The sequence below is a fragment of the Schaedlerella sp. genome, from assembly GCF_056796775.1.
On record NZ_JBQIKP010000072.1, the window covers coordinates 1 to 16,992 of the forward strand.

Below are 16,992 nucleotides of genomic sequence, written 5' to 3' on the forward strand. Positions count from 1 at the left end.
ACCGTTAGAAACCTTGTGCTTATACCAGCATTGGCATAAGTGTTTTTCTTATGCAGAAATTTTGCCATTTTGCGTCAAAAAATATTTATAAGTGGCCTAAGATAATTCGCGCTTAAAACTACTGCCTTTTTCGCATCCTCCTGGCTCTTCTCAAACGCCTTGTCTTCCACCTCGATGCAGGTGTATCCGTCGTAACCGATATCCGTCAATGCGGACACATCTGCCGCTTCGAATATTTCATCAAAATTTGATCTCATGGCCCAATTGATTTGCCTTGTAAATGTTGTCGAGGATCTTCGTCACGACGAATGCCTGCTCCGGTTTTACCAGTGGCTCCGTATCGTTGAGGATGGCTTCCAGCCATTGCTTGCACTCGATCACCTCTTCCTTGTCGGATCCGCCCTCGAAAAACGCGATGGTTCCGCCCGAGGAAAGCTGTTCTTCGGTCAGCTGTCCGTGTGAGGTCTTGTTGATCACCAGGTCATAGCCGCCTTCCTTGCTCATGCCGCCGATGATCTCCGCGCCTGCCTTTGTCCCGCAGAGCGTAGCTGCTGCCTCCCGGGAATCCTTCATATTGATGGCCCAGGTCGCCCGCCTCGCATGCCGCATGGAGCATCTGGGTATCCTTGCGGAACCGGTTCTGATATCCGATGGTGAATTTCTTTCCGGATTTCTTCCATGCCTCCATCATCTTCTCCGCCTCCTCTGTGGTCGCTGCCATCGGCTTCTCGCACATCACATGCTTGCCTGCCTCAAATGACGCGACCGTGATCGGGCAGTGCGCCACGTTAGGTGTGCAGACATGAACGGCATCAATGCTTTCATCCTTCAGAAGCTCGGTATAATCGGTGTAATACCTTGCGCCCTCCGCAGCCTACGATTCCTACTCTTAACTTCTTCATTTTGATTTCCTCTCTTTCGCTATATGTAACCAATTTGCGCAGCAAATTGATTGCCTACTTGCCCGCCATCTGCGAAGCAGATTTTTAATGCGGGCAATTCCCGTATCGTTTTTTCATACGATACTTTACATCAACTCGTTTGGTTTTGTTTTTGTTGATAGTTAAATTCTAATTCAAAAAATGCTTTTTTCCTTCCGTTTTTTTGTTAGTTACATTCTAGTTTATGGAAATTCCTGTCGTTTTTGTAATGGTTTCAGAAACCGCATATGAAAATACATCGAACAAAGCTATATTGACCTTTTCTGAAAAACTTAGCGAAAAGTTCTTGCTTGTGACGCTGCGTAATGATTTATACTGAATATCAGGCAGATCTGCCACTCAGTATCATATGACGCGCACAGCCGCATGGGGATTATGCCGCTTTGCGGCTGCGGCTGGCGCAATGTTGGGAACTGGATGAAAAGAACTTGTACAGGTTACGCAGAGACAAGCCAAGATGTATAAGTTATTTTCAGACAGTTCCTTGCAGCAGATTTCATCGTCTGTGAGTATATAATATGTCTCAGGAGGTAACGAACCATGGCAAAATACAGAGCAATTCCCGATGGATATATGACCGTTGGGGAAGCCGCGAAGAAAATGGGGATCACGGTCCGAACCCTGCAATATTACGATAAAGAGGGATTACTCTCTCCATCCGCAGAAAGCGCGGGCGGGCGCAGGCTTTATACGGATAAGGATTTGATTACGCTTCATCAGATCGCGTCCTTGAAATCCTTGGGCTTCTCTTTGAATGACATAAAGCAGCGCTTGATTTCTTTAGAAACACCGGCGGATGTTGCAGACGCTCTTGCCAAACAGGCTGATAACATACGCAGGAAAATAGAACAGCTGACTGCTTCTCTGACCGCGGTCGAACGGTTAAAAGCAGAAGTGCTGCAAATGCAGACCGTCAATTTTAAGAAGTATGCGGATATTATCGTCAATCTGCAGATGAACAATGACTCTTACTATCTGATCAAGCGTTTTGATGATGATACGCTTGACCATATCCGAAAGAGATTTGATAAGGAAAGCGGCTTAAATTTTATGGACCGATTTCATTGTTTAAGCGATGAAATCGTACAGCTTCAAAAGGAACATGTGCCCCCAGAAAGCGAAAAATGTCAGCAGGTTGTAAAAGAATATTGGAACCTGATCATGGAATTTACAAACGGGGATAGGAATATGCTGCCGAAATTGATGGAAATCGGCAATATTGATACTGCCGCAAATGCCTGGGAAGAAAGGCAAAAAACCGTAAACGACTATTTAGAGCCGGCTCTGCAGATCTACTTTTCAAAGCTTGGAGCAGATCCCTTCGAGGAGGTGGAATGATGCATCACGCAATACAGGTCCGCAGGTTAAGGAAAAGCTACGGCAGTCATATGGTTCTTAAGGAACTGGAGCTTCAGATCGAAAAGGGAGAAGTCTTTTCTCTGCTCGGTGTCAATGGCGCAGGAAAAACGACAGCGCTCGAATGTATCGAGGGCTTGCGGAGCTATGACAGCGGTACGGTCATCGTCAATGGGAAAACAGGGATCCAGCTGCAGTCCTCCTCTTTGCCCGCCCATATCAGACCCTTGGAGGCGGTAAAGCTGTTTGCGAAATGGAATCGAACAAAAATCGACTGCTCGATGCTTCATACTCTTGGTATCCAGGAAATGGAAAAGAAGCAGTATGCCCAGCTGTCTACAGGGCAAAAAAGGCGGCTGCATCTCGCCCTTGCGCTGATCGGCGATCCAGATATTATTTTTCTCGACGAGCCGACTGCGGGGCTTGATGTGGAGGGCAGATTTTCGCTTCATGAGCAGATCCGAACGCTCAAAGCACAGGGAAAGACCATTGTTCTGGCAAGCCATGATATGGCGGAGGTCGAAACCTTATGCGACCGTATCGCTATTTTAAATCACGGAAGCATTTCCTTTTGCGGCACAGCTTCGGAACTGACAGACAAGGTTGGGAAAACCTATTTTATCCATATCAAAACCCAGTTAGGGGACAGTACTTTTGAGACAGACAATGTTGAAGATACGCTGATTTCCCTGCTCGGCGAGCTGAAACAAAAGGAAATGCAGGTGTTAGATATTAAAGTGGACCGCGGCACACTGGAACAGCATTTTATGGAAATGACAAGGAGGGACGCTGAATGAGCGGATTTTTTTATGGTGTTGCGTTACAGTGGAAATTGGATATACGAAGCAGATCCCTGCTCGTGACCTGCTATGTCGTTCCGCTGATTTTCTTTCTTCTTATGGGCGGCATTTTCACTTCTGTTATGCCCGGTATGAGAAGCACGCTCATCCAGTCTATGGTCGTGATGAGCGTTTCCATGGGAGCGTTTATCGGGCTGCCGCCATCGCTGATCGAGACCTACGGAAGTGACATCAGCAAAGTTTATAAAGCAAACGGAGTGCCTGTCTATCTGGGACTTGTTACGATGTTTCTTTCCGCATGGATCCATTTGATGATTTCCTGCGCTGTGATCGTGCTGCTGGCTCCCCTATTATTCGAAGCCGTTTTGCCGGCACAGCTCCCAATCTTCTTTGTTGCGCTTGCGATATACATCATGGTGTCGTTAAGCATTGGAAGTATGTTAGGACTGATCATAAAAAATCAGGCGAAACTGACGATGACAGCGCAGTTAGTGTTTCTGCCTTCCATTATGCTTTCGGGGATCATGTTCCCCGCGGATCTGCTGCCCGGTCTTCTTGAAACGGCAGGGCGTATTTTCCCCGCTTCCTGGGGATACCGGTTGATGTTAGATCATGGCTTTTGTCTTGAAAATCTCTGGTATCTGATCCTTGTCTTTTTTGCTGCAGTCATCGTATGCGGAATACTTTTGAAGAAACAAAAATCGTGACAGAATCTAAAGTACATGATAAAATAAAATCCACTGTTGCTATCCGCGAAAAATCCGGGAAATACGACACGCTGATGTCATATTTCTGATGATAAGATAAAATATAACCTTTCAGACCAGCAGGCAATTCCACACTCTGCTCTTCTGAATGACTGTACTGAAATGCAATATCCATGTCTGCCTGGATATTGCATTCCAGCGCAGGAATCACACAAAGGAGGAACCAGATATGTCATTTAGTGAAACCTGCATTTATCAGGTCAAGCCGCAAAAAGCGGAGGAATTTGAAGCACTGATGCAGGAAGCAAAAACCTTTTTGGAACAGCAGGAGGGATTGCTCCTGCTCCGGCTCATCAAACGGGGATACCGCATCGATATGGAGCAGATCAGAGAAGGCCTTCCCCCTCTGGAGCTCACCCGCATTGTAAAAAGCGTGAAATATGTGCTGTATTGGGAATTTGATACGAAAGAAAGCTACGGAACCGCCCAGAAGAACCTTTACGGAACCTATTGGAAGGCGATTGACAAGTGCCTGATCGTTCCCCATGACAAATACTTAGGAGAGGAGCTGATCTCATGGAATTCGCATACTGCGGATTGAATTGTAAGGAATGCGCCGTTTATCTTGCTTCTGTCAGCCAGAATACGGAAGAACAGGCGCGATTGGCGAAAGAATATTCCACGGAGACCTGTAAATTTGAAAAAGAGGATCTATATTGCCTGGGCTGTCATTCTGATACGGTATCAGAAAAAATGTGCGCAGCCTGTGAGATCCGAAACTGCGGGATGGAAAAATCCTGCCAAAGCTGCGCCGAGTGCGGCAGCTTTCCCTGCTCTATCCTGGAAACATACCTGAGAGAAAAGCCGGATCTTCTAAACCATTTAAAACAGCTTGCCGCAAAAAATGGGAAAGAACTATAAAAAGGAAGAAGGAAACGATGCAGATAGACAGACTGATCCAGATTATTTTTCTCCTGCTGAGTCATGAAAATATTACAGCAAAGCAGCTGGCAGCGGAGCTTGGTGTCTCTGCCCGCACGATCTACAGGGACATCAATATCCTGTCGGCTGCCGGCATCCCGATCCTGTCGCAGAAGGGATACAGAGGAGGGTTGTCTCTGCTGGAGGGCTTCTCACTGGACAAGACTTATTTCACACAGGCGGAGCAGAGCAATATTGTGCAGGCGCTGCAGATCCTGAAATCGTCGAATTATCCGGATGCGGAAAAAACTCTGAACAAGGTTGCCGGATTGTTCAGCCACAATCTGCAGTCCGAATGGCTGGAGATTGATTTTTCCTATTGGGGCAGTCCGGAAAAGGAGCGGAACAATATCACGGCGTTGGAGCGCGCGGTCATCAACAAATATGTGATCACATTTACGTATTATAATTCGGAGCTGACGGTCACTGAGCAAACTGCAGAACCGCTGAAATTGGTTTTCAAATCACACGCCTGGTATCTGATCGCCTATTCCCGGCGCAGAAAGGAAATCCGCACCTATAAAATGTCCCGCATGCGGGAGCTTGTGATCACCAGTGAGCTGTTTGACCGGGAGCTGCCGGCGGATTTTTCACTGAATCCCGCTTATAAGGAAGAATACGATATCCCCGTATTCAAACTGCATTTTTCGGAAAAGATCGCGTATAAGGTCTATGATGAATTTCAGGAAAAATACATTAAAAAATTGGACGACGGTACGCTGGAGGTCACATTCCGGTACCAGCTGAGCGACTGGACCTTCCTGTATCTGCTGTCTTTTGGAGAGTATGTGGAGATTATTGAACCGGTGGAAGCAAGGAATATTTTAAAGGAAAAGGCGCGGAAGATTCTTGCTCTGTACCAAAATTCCGGGCACTGATTTAGATACAAAACACCGCATACAGCGGAACCGACCTGATCCCGTCCTTCATCCCAAAATTCCTTCCGGAGATCCGGATGCAATATGCCGGGTCATACTTCTCCCGGTACACCATCAGGCTTTTTGCTTTCACATGATCTCCCGCCTTGCATTCCACCGGGATCACGCGCCCTTCCCGGACGATCAGGAAGTCCACCTCAGCAGTGCCCTCCGATTCCCAGTAAAACAGCTCATATCCGTTGGCCCGAAGCGCGCATGCCGCATAATTTTCTGCGTAAATGCCCCGGAATCTTTCACTTTCCCGGGCAAGAAGGCTTTGCTCCGTCATGCCGGTCCTGGCGGATAAAAGTCCCAGATCGCTGTAATATAATTTGAAAGCGGACAGATCCTGATAGGCAGCCGGAGGCAGAAAGCCCTGGGTACATTTGCCGCATTTATATACAATCCCGGACTGCACCAGCCAGTCGATGGAGTCCCCATACTGGGAAGCACGGGCTCCGGATTTGATCAGCTTGTACTGAAACTTTTTGGAATCCCGCGCAAGCTGTACCGGAAGCGAATCATAGGCCGCAAATATTTTCACAGTCTCTTTTTCCTGCGCGTATTTTGCCATATCCGCAATATATGCGTTCAAGATCATCTGCCGGATCTCCTCCTGGGTCAGTACCGCGTCCCTGGCGATATCAGCCTTTATTACGGCAGGCATCCCTCCTGTGATACAGTAATGCCGGTATTCCTGCATGGCATCCTGATGCAGTTCCGCCGCCATGACCGTATTCTCTGCAAAATGCTTCCGGATCTCCTCTGCCAGCAGCTCCTTCCCCTTTGCCCACAGATATTCCTCAAAGTCCATGGGGTACAGGGTCAGCATCTGTACCTTGCCAACCGGGAATGAAAACTGCTCCCGCTTCAATGCCACTCCCAAAAGGCTTCCCGCCGCGATCACATGATATTCCGGCGCCTCCTCCGCGAAATATTTCAAAGAGGTGAGCGCCCTCTCGCACATCTGGATCTCATCAAATATGATCAATGTCTGATCCGGAATGATCCGGGTATGGAAATATGTTTCCAAAACAGACAGAACCTCATCTGCCTTGATATTGCCACGAAAATATTCCCCAATCCGCTGGTCTTCCTCGAAATTCACATAAACCGTATTCTGAAATCCAACCGCAGCCAGCTCCCGCATGACAAATGTCTTCCCCACCTGCCTTGCCCCATAGAGCAGCATCGGCATCCGGTCCGTCCGCTGGTTTCTCCATTGCAGCAATTTTTCCATGATCTTTCTCTTCATAACGCCCACCCTGCCTTTCTGAGTCAGTTTCTTATTCTTGTTTATTATACGCTTCAAGCTCCCATTCGTCAATTATAATGTAAAAGAACGCATTTATTCCAACGAATAAACGTGTTCTTTTACATAAATTTCGGGTCAGTTTACAAGAAACTACATGCTGGCAGCGAGATGGGCTGCTGACAGCAGACGTCGCATTTGCGCCGTTCATCTTGACCGTTGACTGGCTCGATTGGCTTTGCTGTCTCTACAATAAATCGGACACTGTCACCCCAAGACTTCCATGACTTTTTCAAACTTGTCCTGATAATATTTTTTGCTCTCTATAGATAATTTTCGAAAGCTTCTTGCTAATTTGGCTTTTACAAATTCCTTCCCCTCTTTAATTCCCATTCCTTTTTCAACATAAGCTAAATACAATAAACTGGGCACACTATCGAAGTGTGAAATTGCATCGGCATCTGCAACACACAATTCTTCAGGAGTATTTTTCGTTAAGCTTACGCTTCCTCTGTGATTTTCTGCATTTTTAACTACAGCTTCAATATGATAGTAACATCCTATCCCAAACTTATTCGATTCTTTTTGGCATCTATCATATATTTCCTGTTGCAAATTCCTCAAAATATCTTCTCGCATATTTCTCTTCCTCAAATTGCAATCTATCATTCTTTCATTTCCGCCCCTGTTATGGATTTAGGTTTTTGAGTAAATCTGACAACAACACCATCCTTCCGAGCAGGGCGTCACAGCCGGCAACGCCCGGATCCCTCTACAGATCATACACACTCCGCACCCGCAGCCCCTTCGCTTCTCCTCTCAGGATCTCCACCGTCCTGCTGCCGCCGTTTAAGTCAAAGTAGTTATCCGACAGCACCAGATCCTCCGCCTCATTCTGGATCTCCACGCTCTTTGCGTAAGCCGCGGCCGTGACTGTGATCCGCTTCCCGTCCGTTTCCAGAGAAAGCTTGGGGTCCTCATACCGAAAATACTTGGGATAGGAGAAGATCACCGTTCCTTCCGAAACCTTCTCCCCGCCGATCCATGCCTCATAGCTCACATACTGGGAAAATACGTCCACCTCCGGCAGCTCCGTCTTTTCCAGCCAGACGGCAGACAGCGCCGGAACCAGCACCTCCGCCTCTTCTTCCCGGAGGCTTTCGCCGGATACGTTTCTCAGGTTCCACCGAACCGTCACCCGTCTGTCCTCCTGTGTCTCATTGGCCACGTTGAGACGGATGGATTTTTCAAATTCAAAATGCTGCCGGTTCATGTTGGCTTCCTGGGTGAGCCAGCTCTGCTCCTCGCAGGAAATCAGTATAGGCGCAAAAAACCGTTTCGCGTAATAGTGGAGCGCCTTCCACCGTCCGCAGTAATCAATGGAGGACCAGGAAATGACCGGCCAGCAGTCGTTCAGCTGCCAGTAGATTGCCCCCATGCAGCGCCCCCGGTTTCTCCGGAAATGCTCCACCCCGTAGCGGATGGCGTCTGCCTGCAAAAGCTGGGAGGCGTACAGGACATCCTCGAAGCGGGTGGGATAACGGTAGGTCTGCTGGAGATAATTCATGATCTTTCCGTTTGCGCCGTAATTCCTCTGGTGCTTTTCCATGACATAGGAAAAAATATTCCAGTCCCGGGGATCGTCGGTAAAGGTCTCGATGGTCTTTTTGCACGGGAAGGACTGAAAGCCGAACTCCGACGCATAGCGGAAATAGTGCTTCCTGTACTCGGAAAAGGGCTTGTTTCCGTGCCACACTTCCCAGTAATGCACATCTCCCCGGTTCGGATCGTTGGGGTGGTCGAAGGACCCGCCGGAGGACGGGCTCGCAGGCCAGTAAAAGGTCTGAGGATCATGGATTTTCAGGACTCCGGGAATGATCCGCTCGTACATCAGGAGATAATCCCGCACCTCCGTGGGCTTCGTCACCCAGCACCTCTGATCCACGAACATTTCCATCTCGTTGTTGCCGCACCACAGCGCCAGGCAGGCGTGATGCCGGATCCGCTTTACATTATCGATAAACTCCCGGGTGATATTTTCCTCAAATTCCGGCGTCAGCTCGTACACCGAGCATGCGAACATAAAGTCCTGCCAGACGGCCAGCCCCAGCTCATCGCAAATGTCGTAGAACCAGTCGTCCGGATAGAAGCCGCCGCCCCAGACACGGATCACATTGAAGTTGGCCAGCTTACAGTCCTCCAGAAGCCGGCGGGTCTTCTCCGGGCTTCGCCTCCCCAGGAGATGCTCCTCCGGAATGTAGTCCGCGCCCATGGCAAAAAATGGTTTTCCATTGATGACATGTGCAAAGCTCTCGCCCCAGGTGTCTTTTTCCCGCTGCATGGTCATGCTGCGCAGGCCGATCCGCCGCGTCCAGGAATCCGCCTGTACGCCGCCGCAAAATAGGACGGCTTCTACTTCGTATAAGGGCTGGGCGCCCAGGCCGTTGACCCACCAGAGCCGGGGATTTTCTATGAGGATGCTGCCTTTTCCGTCCGGGGAGAGTATGGTTTCAAACTGCTGATCGTCCGCTATAAAATCCGTATCCTCTTTCTCATCCCCCGGAGCAGTCACCCGGATCCGGATGCTGCAGTCTTCCCGCGCATCTGCCGCATACTCCGCGTCAAAATCCAGGATGCAGCGCCCGTCCCGGTGGGTCTGGCTGATCCGGACACTGTCGATCCTTCCTTTGTTCACCTTGCAGAGCCGGACCGGACGGAAGATCCCGGCATCCGGAAGATGCGCGCCCCAGTCCCATCCGAACATATAATGCGCTTTCCGGAGGTGCATAAAGCCTTCGTAAGTATCTTCATTTCCAATATTTCCATATTTTTTGTAGCTTTCTGCAATATATTTCAAGGGAGACCGGAGCAGGATCCGGAGAACATTTTTTTCATCAGCGCTAAGCAGGGAACGGACGTCAAACTCCCATATCCGGTGCATATTGCAGGCTTCCCCGATCAGCGTGTCATTCAGGAAAATCTCCGCCGCTGTGTCCAGGCCCTCAAAACGCAGGAATACTTCTGAGTATGGATCGATCTCCGATTCCTCAAAGGTACAGACATACTCATAATCCGCATTCATCAGGGCGCAGATCTGATCCTCGTTGTCCTTCCAATACGGATCCTCCATCTTTTGATTCCGCAGCAGATCCGTATAGACCGATCCGGGAACCACAGCCTCCTGCCATTCCTCTCCGCCCGCGCGGCGCATCTTCCAATTCTGATCTAATGTTCTCACTTCCATCTATGCAGCATCCTCCTTCTTCTCTAGATCCCAGAGCAAGCAGTGGAATCTCCAATCATCACCGCAAAAGCCAGGACAGCAGACCTCTGCCCCGTCTGCTGCCCTGACAATTCCTTATCATCAAGCCAATCTGTATCTACTCTGCCGCCGGATACTCGTTGCAGAGCAGCCGGTACGCCGGTTCGTCCTCTTCAATGGCCGGGAACCGTCCGATGGGCTCGTAGAACCGGTTGTCGTTTTCGTCGTCATTGCACATGGAGACCTCTCCCAGAAGAACCGCCCCGGTTCCCTCTTCCACATGGAAATCGTGGTACATATAGGGATAGACCGTGATGCTCTCCCCCGGCTGCAGCCGAACCTGAGTTCCTGCAGGCACGGTAAACTCCCTGCCGTCGCAGTTCACCTTCACGTCGGTATCCGCAAACTCCCCATTTTCCGTGGAATTGTAAACCGTGATCAGGACATTGCCGCCGCCCCGGTTGATGATATCCTCCATCTTATTCCAGTGGAAATGCATGGGCGCCATCTGGCCTTCCTTGACCATCAAGAGCTTTTCCGCGTAGGTTTTCGTATATTTGTCATTTTTAAGATTTCCGTTCCGCAGGGTGATCAGCGCAAATCCGACCTGGTCAAATTTTCCAAGTCCGTAATCTGTGATATCCCATCCCAGCATGTTGTCGCGGATCTCATCGTATTCGTGATTCTTCTCCGCCCAATCCCCGGGCGTCCATTTACAGAATGGGGGCAGCTCAAAACCGTGCTCCTTGATTAACGCTTCCATGCCTTTGATGGCCTGGTTGATCTCACTTCTTTTCATTGTTCCATCGCTCCTCTCGCATGATTCACCGCTCCCGCATGTCTCAGCGGAAGCGGCGCATTTACAGTTGTTTTTCACGGCCGGGCCGGCCGCTTATAAGAAACAGCTTTACTTTCCGTCTTTCCATTCATCAATCTGGCTCTGCATCTCGTCGATCACATCCTGCACGCCGGTTGCCTCCAGCTTCTTCTGAAGCTGCGGAAGGTATTCCTCCGGGTCCACGCTTCCTGTATACAGGGATTTTCCAAATTCATCCAGGACATTCCGAAAGCCCGCTACCTGGGTGCTGTCCGGGTCCAGGTTGAAGTCGAACCCAAAGGACGGCGCTTCCTCGGAGGCATCGTTGAACTCCTTGAAGGTTGCCCATTTGTCCAGAGGCTCGTTATCTAATACATAAGTGTTGAACAGTCCTCCCTGCACCCAGTAAGGCACAGAATAGTCTTTTTTCGCCGCTTCGTCCAGCTTGATCTTGAAGTCATAGACATACTCTTTTCCCTTCGCAGCCTCAACCTCGGATGCGTCCGGCTCCGCCTTCTCCCAGTGTACGCCTTCGATTCCGTAGTTCAGCAGGTTCCGCAGATATTCGTCGGTGTTGATCAGGTTGAGCAGTGCAATGGCTTTTTCGGGATGCTCGGAATTTTTGTTGACAGCCGTCAGCGCCCCTCTGGCAGAAGCATTGGTGATCTTCGTATCCATGATCTGGGTGGCCACCACTTCATACCCCAGGTCCTTGCCCCAGATCAGCTCCGCGTATGGCTGGCCGTCGCCCTTTGTGACAAAACGCTTGATGGATTTGTCATCGGAAGCGGTAGCCGCGTCTTTGTTGATATAGCCTTCCGTATAATATTTGCGCATGGTTGCAAGCGTAGACTTCATTCTCTCGGTTTCGAAAACATTTTTCACGGTCAGAGAATCGTCCCCGTATTCGATGCCCACCGGGTCCTGGATCTTATCCATATAGGTAGGCGCCGTATAGTCCTTGGTCAGATACAGCGGCACCACATCCGGCTCTTTCTCCTTGATCAGCTTAAGCCAGGGCTCTAAGTCTTCCAGGGAATGGATCTCTTCATATGGAATGATATTTGTCTACATATTCTTTGGTAAATACCCACATGGGGCAGTTTCCGATCTCCTTCTCGCTGGGCACACCGTAGGTCACTCCGCCTACCTTGGCCGCCTCCCAGAAACGCGGGTCGATCCGCTCGTACATTTCCTGCTCCTGGATCAGGTCGTCCAGCTCGAGAAATGCACCCTTCTGGGCGTTCTGAAGATAATCGTTGGCCCAGGAACAGGTAAAGCACAGATCCCATGCGTCGCCGGTATTGATGACTACCTGCATCTTCTGATTATAGTCTCCCCAGCCTACTTTTACAATGTTTAATTTCACGCCGATCTTTTCCTGGGTGTACTCGTTCACCTTGTCCAGGACCGTCTGGTCGTCGTTCTGGGAATCCCCCACCTGGTACCAGGTCAGCTCCGTGATCTCTTCTCCGCTCTCGTTGGTCTCCCCTTTTCCTCCGCAGCCTGCTAAACTTCCGGCCGCAAGCGCGGATGCGATTGTCAGTGCCATCCACTTTTTATTCCATCTCATGATCAAATTCTCCTTTTTTATTTTCTGTGCCCCTCAGGGGCTTAAGTTTTGGAATGCCCTTTGGGGTATCATTATGCCTTCCCTGAATCCCGCATCCGGCAAATGACGCGGGATTCCGTGGCTGTCAGTTTTTCTTCCATATTTCTTCCATGATTCAAATGCAGAATCCGCTGTCCGGCCTGCTCTTACTCCTTTACCGCCCCGATGGTCAGCCCGTTTACAAAGTACCTCTGGAAAAACGGATAGGCAAAGATGATCGGCAGCGTGGAGATTACAACAATGGCCATCTTGATCGTTTCCTTGGGCAGGTTGGCCGCTGCCTGGATGCCGTCCACGCCCATCATGGACTTGTTGCTGACCAGCCAGTCGATGGAGCTCTCAATCTGGATCAGCAAATACTGCAGCGGGATCCAGGTTTTATCGTCCATGTACATCATAGCATTAAACCAGTCGTTCCAGTAGCCCAATGTTAAAAACAGTCCGATGGTTGCCAGCCCCGGCAGCGCCATGGGAATGACGATCTTAAAGAACAGGTGCCACTCCGATGCCCCGTCGATCTTTGCCGACTCCACCACCGAATCGTGAATGCTTGTTTTGAAAAATGTCCGCAGCACGATGATGTTGTAGGAGTTCAGGCACAACGGCAAGATCAGCGCCCAAATGGTATTTTTCAGCATCAGCACCTTGGTCACGATCAGGTAATTGGCGATCATACCGCCGGAAAACAGCATGGGGATCGTGATCACCTTTGTAAAAAAGGAGCGGAACTCGTAGGTTTTTCTGGAAAGCGCATATGCGTAGGTTCCGGTCAGAAGCAGCCCCAGAAGCGTTCCCGTCACCGTTACCAGGATGGTCACGCCGTAGCTTCTGATGATATTTTCTCCCGCGCTGACGATGTATTCGTATGCGTAAAAGCTCCATTTTTCCGGGATGAACCGGTAGCCGTTCATGGCCAGGCTTTCTTCGTCCGTCAGCGAAATGATGATGACGAAGATAAACGGGATCACGCTCAGAAGGGACAGGATCGTCAGGATCGTGTTAAACAGTACATTGGTGGAGCTTTTTATGGAGTTGTAGCTGCACTGCGCGTCTTCCAGCTTCCGCAGCTTTTTCTCATAAGCACGCTCTTTTAAATTCAGTAATGACATTTTCTCCTATCTCCTTTCTTAGAATAACGCGTTTTCGCTGTCCACTTTGGACACGATCTTGTTGGCGATCATGATCAGTACAAATCCGACTGTAGACTGGAACAGCGCCGCCGAGCTCATCCCGATCTCGCCGCTGGTCTTCAACGCCCGGAAAATGTAGGTATCCAGTACGTTTGTCACCGGGTACAGAGGGCCGGAATCCTTGGGAAGCTGGTAGAACAGCCCGAAGTCTGCCTTGAAAATGCCTCCGATGGACATGATCAGCAGGATCGTGATAACCGGCCGCAAAAGGGGCAGGGTGATGTACTTGATCTGCTGCCATTTGGTGGCCCCGTCCAGTACGGCGGCTTCGTAATAGGTCTTGTCAATGCCGCAGATGGACGCCAGGTATACGACGGTGTTGTAGCCCACGCCTTTCCACTGGCTCATGAAAATGATGATAAAGGGCCAGTATTTTTTCTCCGTATACCAGGAAACGCTGTCCTGGCCGAACTGCTGGAGCACTGCGTTGAAATAGCCTTTTTCCGGGTTCAGGAACGCGAACACGCAGTAGCTGACCACAACCCATGACAGGAAATAGGGCAGGAACATGGAGCTCTGGTAGATCTTCGCCATTCCTTTATTTTTCAGTTCATTTAAAAGCAGGGCCACGATCACCGGCAGTACGATTCCGAGAACGATAAACGCCACGTTGTACAGTACCGTGTTCCGCAGGATGATCCAGGCATCCCCGCTGCTGAACAGGAATTTAAAGTTGTCCAGTCCTACAAATTCGCTGGAAATCAGGCTCTGGAAAAAATTGCCCGACAACCTGTATTTCTTAAATGCCACCAGTATCCCGAACAAAGGCAGGTAGGCAAACAGAAAAAACCAGACTGCACCCGGGGCGCTTAGGATCAGCAGCTCTTTGTTGGTCCTGAGCTTCGAAAAAAATCCCCTCTTCTTTACTTTTTTGTCGTGCATTAAATCACAACCTCCTTCACTTTCAGATAGTTTTTCACCGCTGGGATCTGCACGTCCTGCGGTGTCAGATGCTTCTCCCGCATCGGCTGTCTCGCAGATGCGGCGGATAACGGAAGATTACCGGCTGCTGTTCACATCCGCGATGTTCACAGCAGCGAATCCGGCCTGTTTAAAATTGCCTTGCGGCAAGAGGCCGGATTCCAGCCCCAATACTATGCTGGCCTGTGACCGTGCAGCGCAGTGCACGGCCCATGAATAAACGATAACGATCCTCGGCTTCTTTCTGTCATCTTTATGAAATCATTTCTACGTCCTGAACTGTTCTGAACAATTACATTATATACCAGATGGAGATTTGATTCCTAGTTGAAAACTTTCAGTTTCCATGCACAAATTCTATGGCGGAGACATGGGAAAGTGGAAAAATTATATGTGAAATTGAAAAAAGGAACTGGAAATTTTCCAGTTCCTTTGTATGTCTTAATGTGATCAGCAATGTATTTTCTTATAAGCCGGTAAAAGAATCTTTTCCAGCCTTGCCTCTATATAGGTCTGATAAAATTCCCGCTGCAAAGAAGAAAGATATGGGACGCCTGCAATAAAAGCTTTCAGTTTTTCTATATCCACTCTCGGTAAAATCCTCAAAAGCGCGTCCATACATTCCGTATGTTCACCTTTCATCAAAAAATCATAATAACGGATCTTCCTGCCATGCTCATGGATTGCGGACGTAGGAAAATGAAAAATACGGGCATTGAGCTCGTCTTCATCCCGCAGGATTGTATTCATAATACTTTCATCAGCCTGCGGAAGCAGACAGCTCCCACAATCAAAAACAGGCGCAGTCTCCGCAGACTGCCGCTTGTTGTCAATCAGGAATCCCCAATTACCATTATGCCTGTCAAAATTCCCAAGCAAGGTATCGACGATAAACATATTCCAAAAGTGTTCTTTTAGTTTTTCCGGATTTACAAACTGCTGCTTTTCAAGAGATTCCATAATATCCGACAATTCCGTACCAGTTCCCCCATGTTCGGAATCAATCACTGTATTTTTTATGGAGCAAAAATCATATAGTATTTTTCCGTCTTCCGTAAAATCTTTACATGCGCAGACGATTTTTGTCTTTCCTGATATCTGGAAAGTCCCGAGCAGCGTCTCCTGAGCGCAGATCCCGAGCATTTGAAAAATGGTGCTGGCAATATGCTCGCTAAGGCAGCTGTTCGTATAGGATAACGCGGTCGGTTTTTTTTCCGCAGACGGCGGAAATTTGAGCATATAAATAGCCCCGTTATATTCTACCGCGATTTTCTTCCCATTTGCGCCATTATACGCTTTCCCAAAAATACGCCGGCAATCCGTAAAATCAATTCCGCCCATTCTCCTGGCCTCCCCAAAGGAATTTTTTCCGCAGATAGTCCGCATGCTCCGGAGTGATCGCGCCGGCGCTGATCTCTGCTGTGTTGATACTCCCGTATAACTCCCCCCACAGGCAGTCAAGCAAGGAAGATCCTTTTTCCAGACCTTCTTTGTAAGCGTCCAGATCATGCTGCAGGTAATCCGGCAGTCCAAATTCATAAGAACGTTCCCGAAGCTCCTGTACGGAGGGTTCTGCGGCAGCTTGAATATCCACATCTTTTGCCTGCATTGAAACGTCCACCCCCAGTCCTTTTGTTTCCTGGTTTTTAGTATATTGTCTCCCTTTTACGTTGTCAACCTTTTTGAACGGCAGTAAAAGATCAACCATTCTCTTTGTTACAGGGCACGCCTGGTCAAGGTGTGACCTGTAACGAGAAAAAAGGGGGAGGATTATATTTTTTTGAGTCCGGTTTGTAATTTTGTATTTTTCTATGTTAAAATGAAAGCAGCACAAACATGGGAGGCGGATTGGTTTTCGAAAGGGGGCAGACATATGTGCCGACTGGTAAATGTCAAAACAAATTTTAATACCGAGATTGAAGTAGCTGATATAAAAAAAGAAGTGGTTGAAAATATCATTGAAGCAGCCGGCGTATGTTCCAGAATCTGCCAGATCATTCTGTTTGGCTCTGTAATCGAAAGCAGATGTACGGAAGATTATGATGTCGATATGCTGGTGATCAGCGATACACCCCGTTCAAAATTGTATAAAGATAAAGGGTATCAGGAATTTCTAAGAAGGCTGCATGAAAAGGCAACAAAGGGAATTGCAGCCTACCACGCCCAGCAGGCAGTTGAAAAAAATCATCAAATCTGAAATATATAAAGCAAATCCTGATATCAATCCCAGAAAAAT

Annotated in this window: 19 protein-coding genes and 1 pseudogene; 7 read left to right on the forward strand and 13 right to left on the reverse strand. The window is 48.8% G+C overall.

Translation table 11 applies throughout. The features are described 5' to 3' along the window. Positions 1-74: 74 nt before the first annotated feature. The 3 genes and pseudogenes from ACTOY7_RS20155 to ACTOY7_RS20165 form a co-directional block, all read right to left on the reverse strand. A pseudogene (locus ACTOY7_RS20155) lies at positions 75-218 on the reverse strand (sugar phosphate isomerase/epimerase); the annotation flags it as partial. A 22-nt stretch (positions 219-240) separates the two neighbouring features. Then, entirely contained in the window at positions 241-573 is a 333-nt protein-coding gene (locus tag ACTOY7_RS20160; RefSeq protein WP_394682859.1) for a hypothetical protein, read from the reverse strand. Further along, on the reverse strand, positions 482-832 hold the full coding sequence (locus ACTOY7_RS20165; RefSeq protein WP_482672355.1) for a Gfo/Idh/MocA family protein: 351 nt from the start codon (positions 830-832) through the stop codon (positions 482-484). Before ACTOY7_RS20165 ends, ACTOY7_RS20160 begins: the two co-directional genes overlap by 92 nt. A gap of 649 nt (positions 833-1,481) precedes the next feature. Between ACTOY7_RS20165 and ACTOY7_RS20170 the strand changes: the two genes are divergently transcribed. From ACTOY7_RS20170 to ACTOY7_RS20195, 6 genes are all read left to right on the forward strand, one after another. Then, on the forward strand, positions 1,482-2,279 hold the full coding sequence (locus ACTOY7_RS20170; protein WP_160281218.1) for a MerR family transcriptional regulator: 798 nt from the start codon (positions 1,482-1,484) through the stop codon (positions 2,277-2,279). Continuing rightward, on the forward strand, positions 2,279-3,094 hold the full coding sequence (locus tag ACTOY7_RS20175) for an ABC transporter ATP-binding protein (protein WP_482672356.1): 816 nt from the start codon (positions 2,279-2,281) through the stop codon (positions 3,092-3,094). The genes ACTOY7_RS20170 and ACTOY7_RS20175 overlap by 1 nt, the downstream gene beginning before the upstream one ends. Further along, positions 3,091-3,804 (forward strand): ABC transporter permease, encoded by a 714-nt coding sequence (locus ACTOY7_RS20180; RefSeq protein ID WP_482672352.1) that lies wholly within the window; start codon positions 3,091-3,093, stop codon positions 3,802-3,804. The genes ACTOY7_RS20175 and ACTOY7_RS20180 overlap by 4 nt, the downstream gene beginning before the upstream one ends. 229 nt (positions 3,805-4,033) lie before the next feature. Next, positions 4,034-4,405, forward strand: coding sequence for a hypothetical protein (locus ACTOY7_RS20185; protein ID WP_160281220.1), 372 nt, complete (start codon positions 4,034-4,036; stop codon positions 4,403-4,405). Beyond that, entirely contained in the window at positions 4,381-4,725 is a 345-nt protein-coding gene (locus tag ACTOY7_RS20190) for a DUF3795 domain-containing protein (protein ID WP_394682861.1), read from the forward strand. Before ACTOY7_RS20185 ends, ACTOY7_RS20190 begins: the two co-directional genes overlap by 25 nt. A 17-nt stretch (positions 4,726-4,742) precedes the next feature. Further along, on the forward strand, positions 4,743-5,663 hold the full coding sequence (locus ACTOY7_RS20195) for a helix-turn-helix transcriptional regulator (RefSeq protein WP_482672353.1): 921 nt from the start codon (positions 4,743-4,745) through the stop codon (positions 5,661-5,663). A gap of 1 nt (position 5,664) precedes the next feature. Here ACTOY7_RS20195 and ACTOY7_RS20200 read toward each other — a convergent pair whose 3' ends face one another. The 10 genes from ACTOY7_RS20200 to ACTOY7_RS20245 all read right to left on the reverse strand — a co-directional run bounded on the left by ACTOY7_RS20200 (position 5,665) and on the right by ACTOY7_RS20245 (position 16,365). After that, positions 5,665-6,957 (reverse strand): ATP-binding protein, encoded by a 1,293-nt coding sequence (locus ACTOY7_RS20200; RefSeq protein WP_304970622.1) that lies wholly within the window; start codon positions 6,955-6,957, stop codon positions 5,665-5,667. A 264-nt stretch (positions 6,958-7,221) separates the two neighbouring features. Beyond that, positions 7,222-7,593 carry a hypothetical protein gene (locus ACTOY7_RS20205; RefSeq protein WP_160281223.1) on the reverse strand — a complete coding sequence of 124 codons (372 nt, stop codon included), beginning with the start codon at positions 7,591-7,593 and terminating at the stop codon, positions 7,222-7,224. A 133-nt stretch (positions 7,594-7,726) separates the two neighbouring features. Further along, positions 7,727-10,198 carry a beta-mannosidase gene (locus tag ACTOY7_RS20210; RefSeq protein WP_482671739.1) on the reverse strand — a complete coding sequence of 824 codons (2,472 nt, stop codon included), beginning with the start codon at positions 10,196-10,198 and terminating at the stop codon, positions 7,727-7,729. 136 nt (positions 10,199-10,334) lie between these two features. Then, positions 10,335-11,015, reverse strand: coding sequence for a D-lyxose/D-mannose family sugar isomerase (locus tag ACTOY7_RS20215; RefSeq protein ID WP_004069776.1), 681 nt, complete (start codon positions 11,013-11,015; stop codon positions 10,335-10,337). 108 nt (positions 11,016-11,123) lie between these two features. Continuing rightward, positions 11,124-12,017, reverse strand: a complete 894-nt coding sequence (locus ACTOY7_RS20220) for a DUF3502 domain-containing protein (protein ID WP_482671738.1) — start codon at positions 12,015-12,017, stop codon at positions 11,124-11,126. A gap of 64 nt (positions 12,018-12,081) precedes the next feature. Continuing rightward, the gene (locus ACTOY7_RS20225) at positions 12,082-12,606 is read right to left on the reverse strand and encodes an ABC transporter substrate-binding protein (RefSeq protein ID WP_004069780.1); all 525 of its coding nucleotides are present in this window, start codon (positions 12,604-12,606) and stop codon (positions 12,082-12,084) included. A 185-nt stretch (positions 12,607-12,791) separates the two neighbouring features. Beyond that, on the reverse strand, positions 12,792-13,754 hold the full coding sequence (locus ACTOY7_RS20230) for a carbohydrate ABC transporter permease (RefSeq protein WP_004069781.1): 963 nt from the start codon (positions 13,752-13,754) through the stop codon (positions 12,792-12,794). A gap of 18 nt (positions 13,755-13,772) precedes the next feature. Then, the gene (locus ACTOY7_RS20235) at positions 13,773-14,717 is read right to left on the reverse strand and encodes an ABC transporter permease (protein WP_482671737.1); all 945 of its coding nucleotides are present in this window, start codon (positions 14,715-14,717) and stop codon (positions 13,773-13,775) included. A 489-nt stretch (positions 14,718-15,206) separates the two neighbouring features. Further along, positions 15,207-16,097: a HipA domain-containing protein gene (locus ACTOY7_RS20240; RefSeq protein ID WP_300885814.1), complete on the reverse strand. Its 891-nt coding sequence runs from the start codon at positions 16,095-16,097 to the stop codon at positions 15,207-15,209. Then, positions 16,084-16,365: a hypothetical protein gene (locus ACTOY7_RS20245; protein ID WP_004069784.1), complete on the reverse strand. Its 282-nt coding sequence runs from the start codon at positions 16,363-16,365 to the stop codon at positions 16,084-16,086. Before ACTOY7_RS20245 ends, ACTOY7_RS20240 begins: the two co-directional genes overlap by 14 nt. Positions 16,366-16,629: 264 nt before the next feature. Here ACTOY7_RS20245 and ACTOY7_RS20250 point away from each other — a divergent pair, with 264 nt between their 5' ends. After that, entirely contained in the window at positions 16,630-16,953 is a 324-nt protein-coding gene (locus tag ACTOY7_RS20250; RefSeq protein ID WP_300885815.1) for a nucleotidyltransferase domain-containing protein, read from the forward strand. The last annotated feature ends 39 nt before the right edge of the window (positions 16,954-16,992 follow it).

Coding starts and splice junctions, on each gene's coding strand:
- ACTOY7_RS20160 (WP_394682859.1), bottom strand. CDS start 573: ATGAAGGATTCCCGGGAGGCAGCAGCTACGCTCTGCGGGACAAAGGCA.
- ACTOY7_RS20170 (WP_160281218.1), top strand. CDS start 1,482: ATGGCAAAATACAGAGCAATTCCCGATGGATATATGACCGTTGGGGAA.
- ACTOY7_RS20175 (WP_482672356.1), top strand. CDS start 2,279: ATGCATCACGCAATACAGGTCCGCAGGTTAAGGAAAAGCTACGGCAGT.
- ACTOY7_RS20180 (WP_482672352.1), top strand. CDS start 3,091: ATGAGCGGATTTTTTTATGGTGTTGCGTTACAGTGGAAATTGGATATA.
- ACTOY7_RS20185 (WP_160281220.1), top strand. CDS start 4,034: ATGTCATTTAGTGAAACCTGCATTTATCAGGTCAAGCCGCAAAAAGCG.
- ACTOY7_RS20190 (WP_394682861.1), top strand. CDS start 4,381: ATGGAATTCGCATACTGCGGATTGAATTGTAAGGAATGCGCCGTTTAT.
- ACTOY7_RS20195 (WP_482672353.1), top strand. CDS start 4,743: ATGCAGATAGACAGACTGATCCAGATTATTTTTCTCCTGCTGAGTCAT.
- ACTOY7_RS20200 (WP_304970622.1), bottom strand. CDS start 6,957: ATGAAGAGAAAGATCATGGAAAAATTGCTGCAATGGAGAAACCAGCGG.
- ACTOY7_RS20205 (WP_160281223.1), bottom strand. CDS start 7,593: ATGCGAGAAGATATTTTGAGGAATTTGCAACAGGAAATATATGATAGA.
- ACTOY7_RS20210 (WP_482671739.1), bottom strand. CDS start 10,198: ATGGAAGTGAGAACATTAGATCAGAATTGGAAGATGCGCCGCGCGGGC.
- ACTOY7_RS20215 (WP_004069776.1), bottom strand. CDS start 11,015: ATGAAAAGAAGTGAGATCAACCAGGCCATCAAAGGCATGGAAGCGTTA.
- ACTOY7_RS20225 (WP_004069780.1), bottom strand. CDS start 12,606: ATGAGATGGAATAAAAAGTGGATGGCACTGACAATCGCATCCGCGCTT.
- ACTOY7_RS20230 (WP_004069781.1), bottom strand. CDS start 13,754: ATGTCATTACTGAATTTAAAAGAGCGTGCTTATGAGAAAAAGCTGCGG.
- ACTOY7_RS20235 (WP_482671737.1), bottom strand. CDS start 14,717: ATGCACGACAAAAAAGTAAAGAAGAGGGGATTTTTTTCGAAGCTCAGG.
- ACTOY7_RS20240 (WP_300885814.1), bottom strand. CDS start 16,097: ATGGGCGGAATTGATTTTACGGATTGCCGGCGTATTTTTGGGAAAGCG.
- ACTOY7_RS20245 (WP_004069784.1), bottom strand. CDS start 16,365: ATGCAGGCAAAAGATGTGGATATTCAAGCTGCCGCAGAACCCTCCGTA.
- ACTOY7_RS20250 (WP_300885815.1), top strand. CDS start 16,630: ATGTGCCGACTGGTAAATGTCAAAACAAATTTTAATACCGAGATTGAA.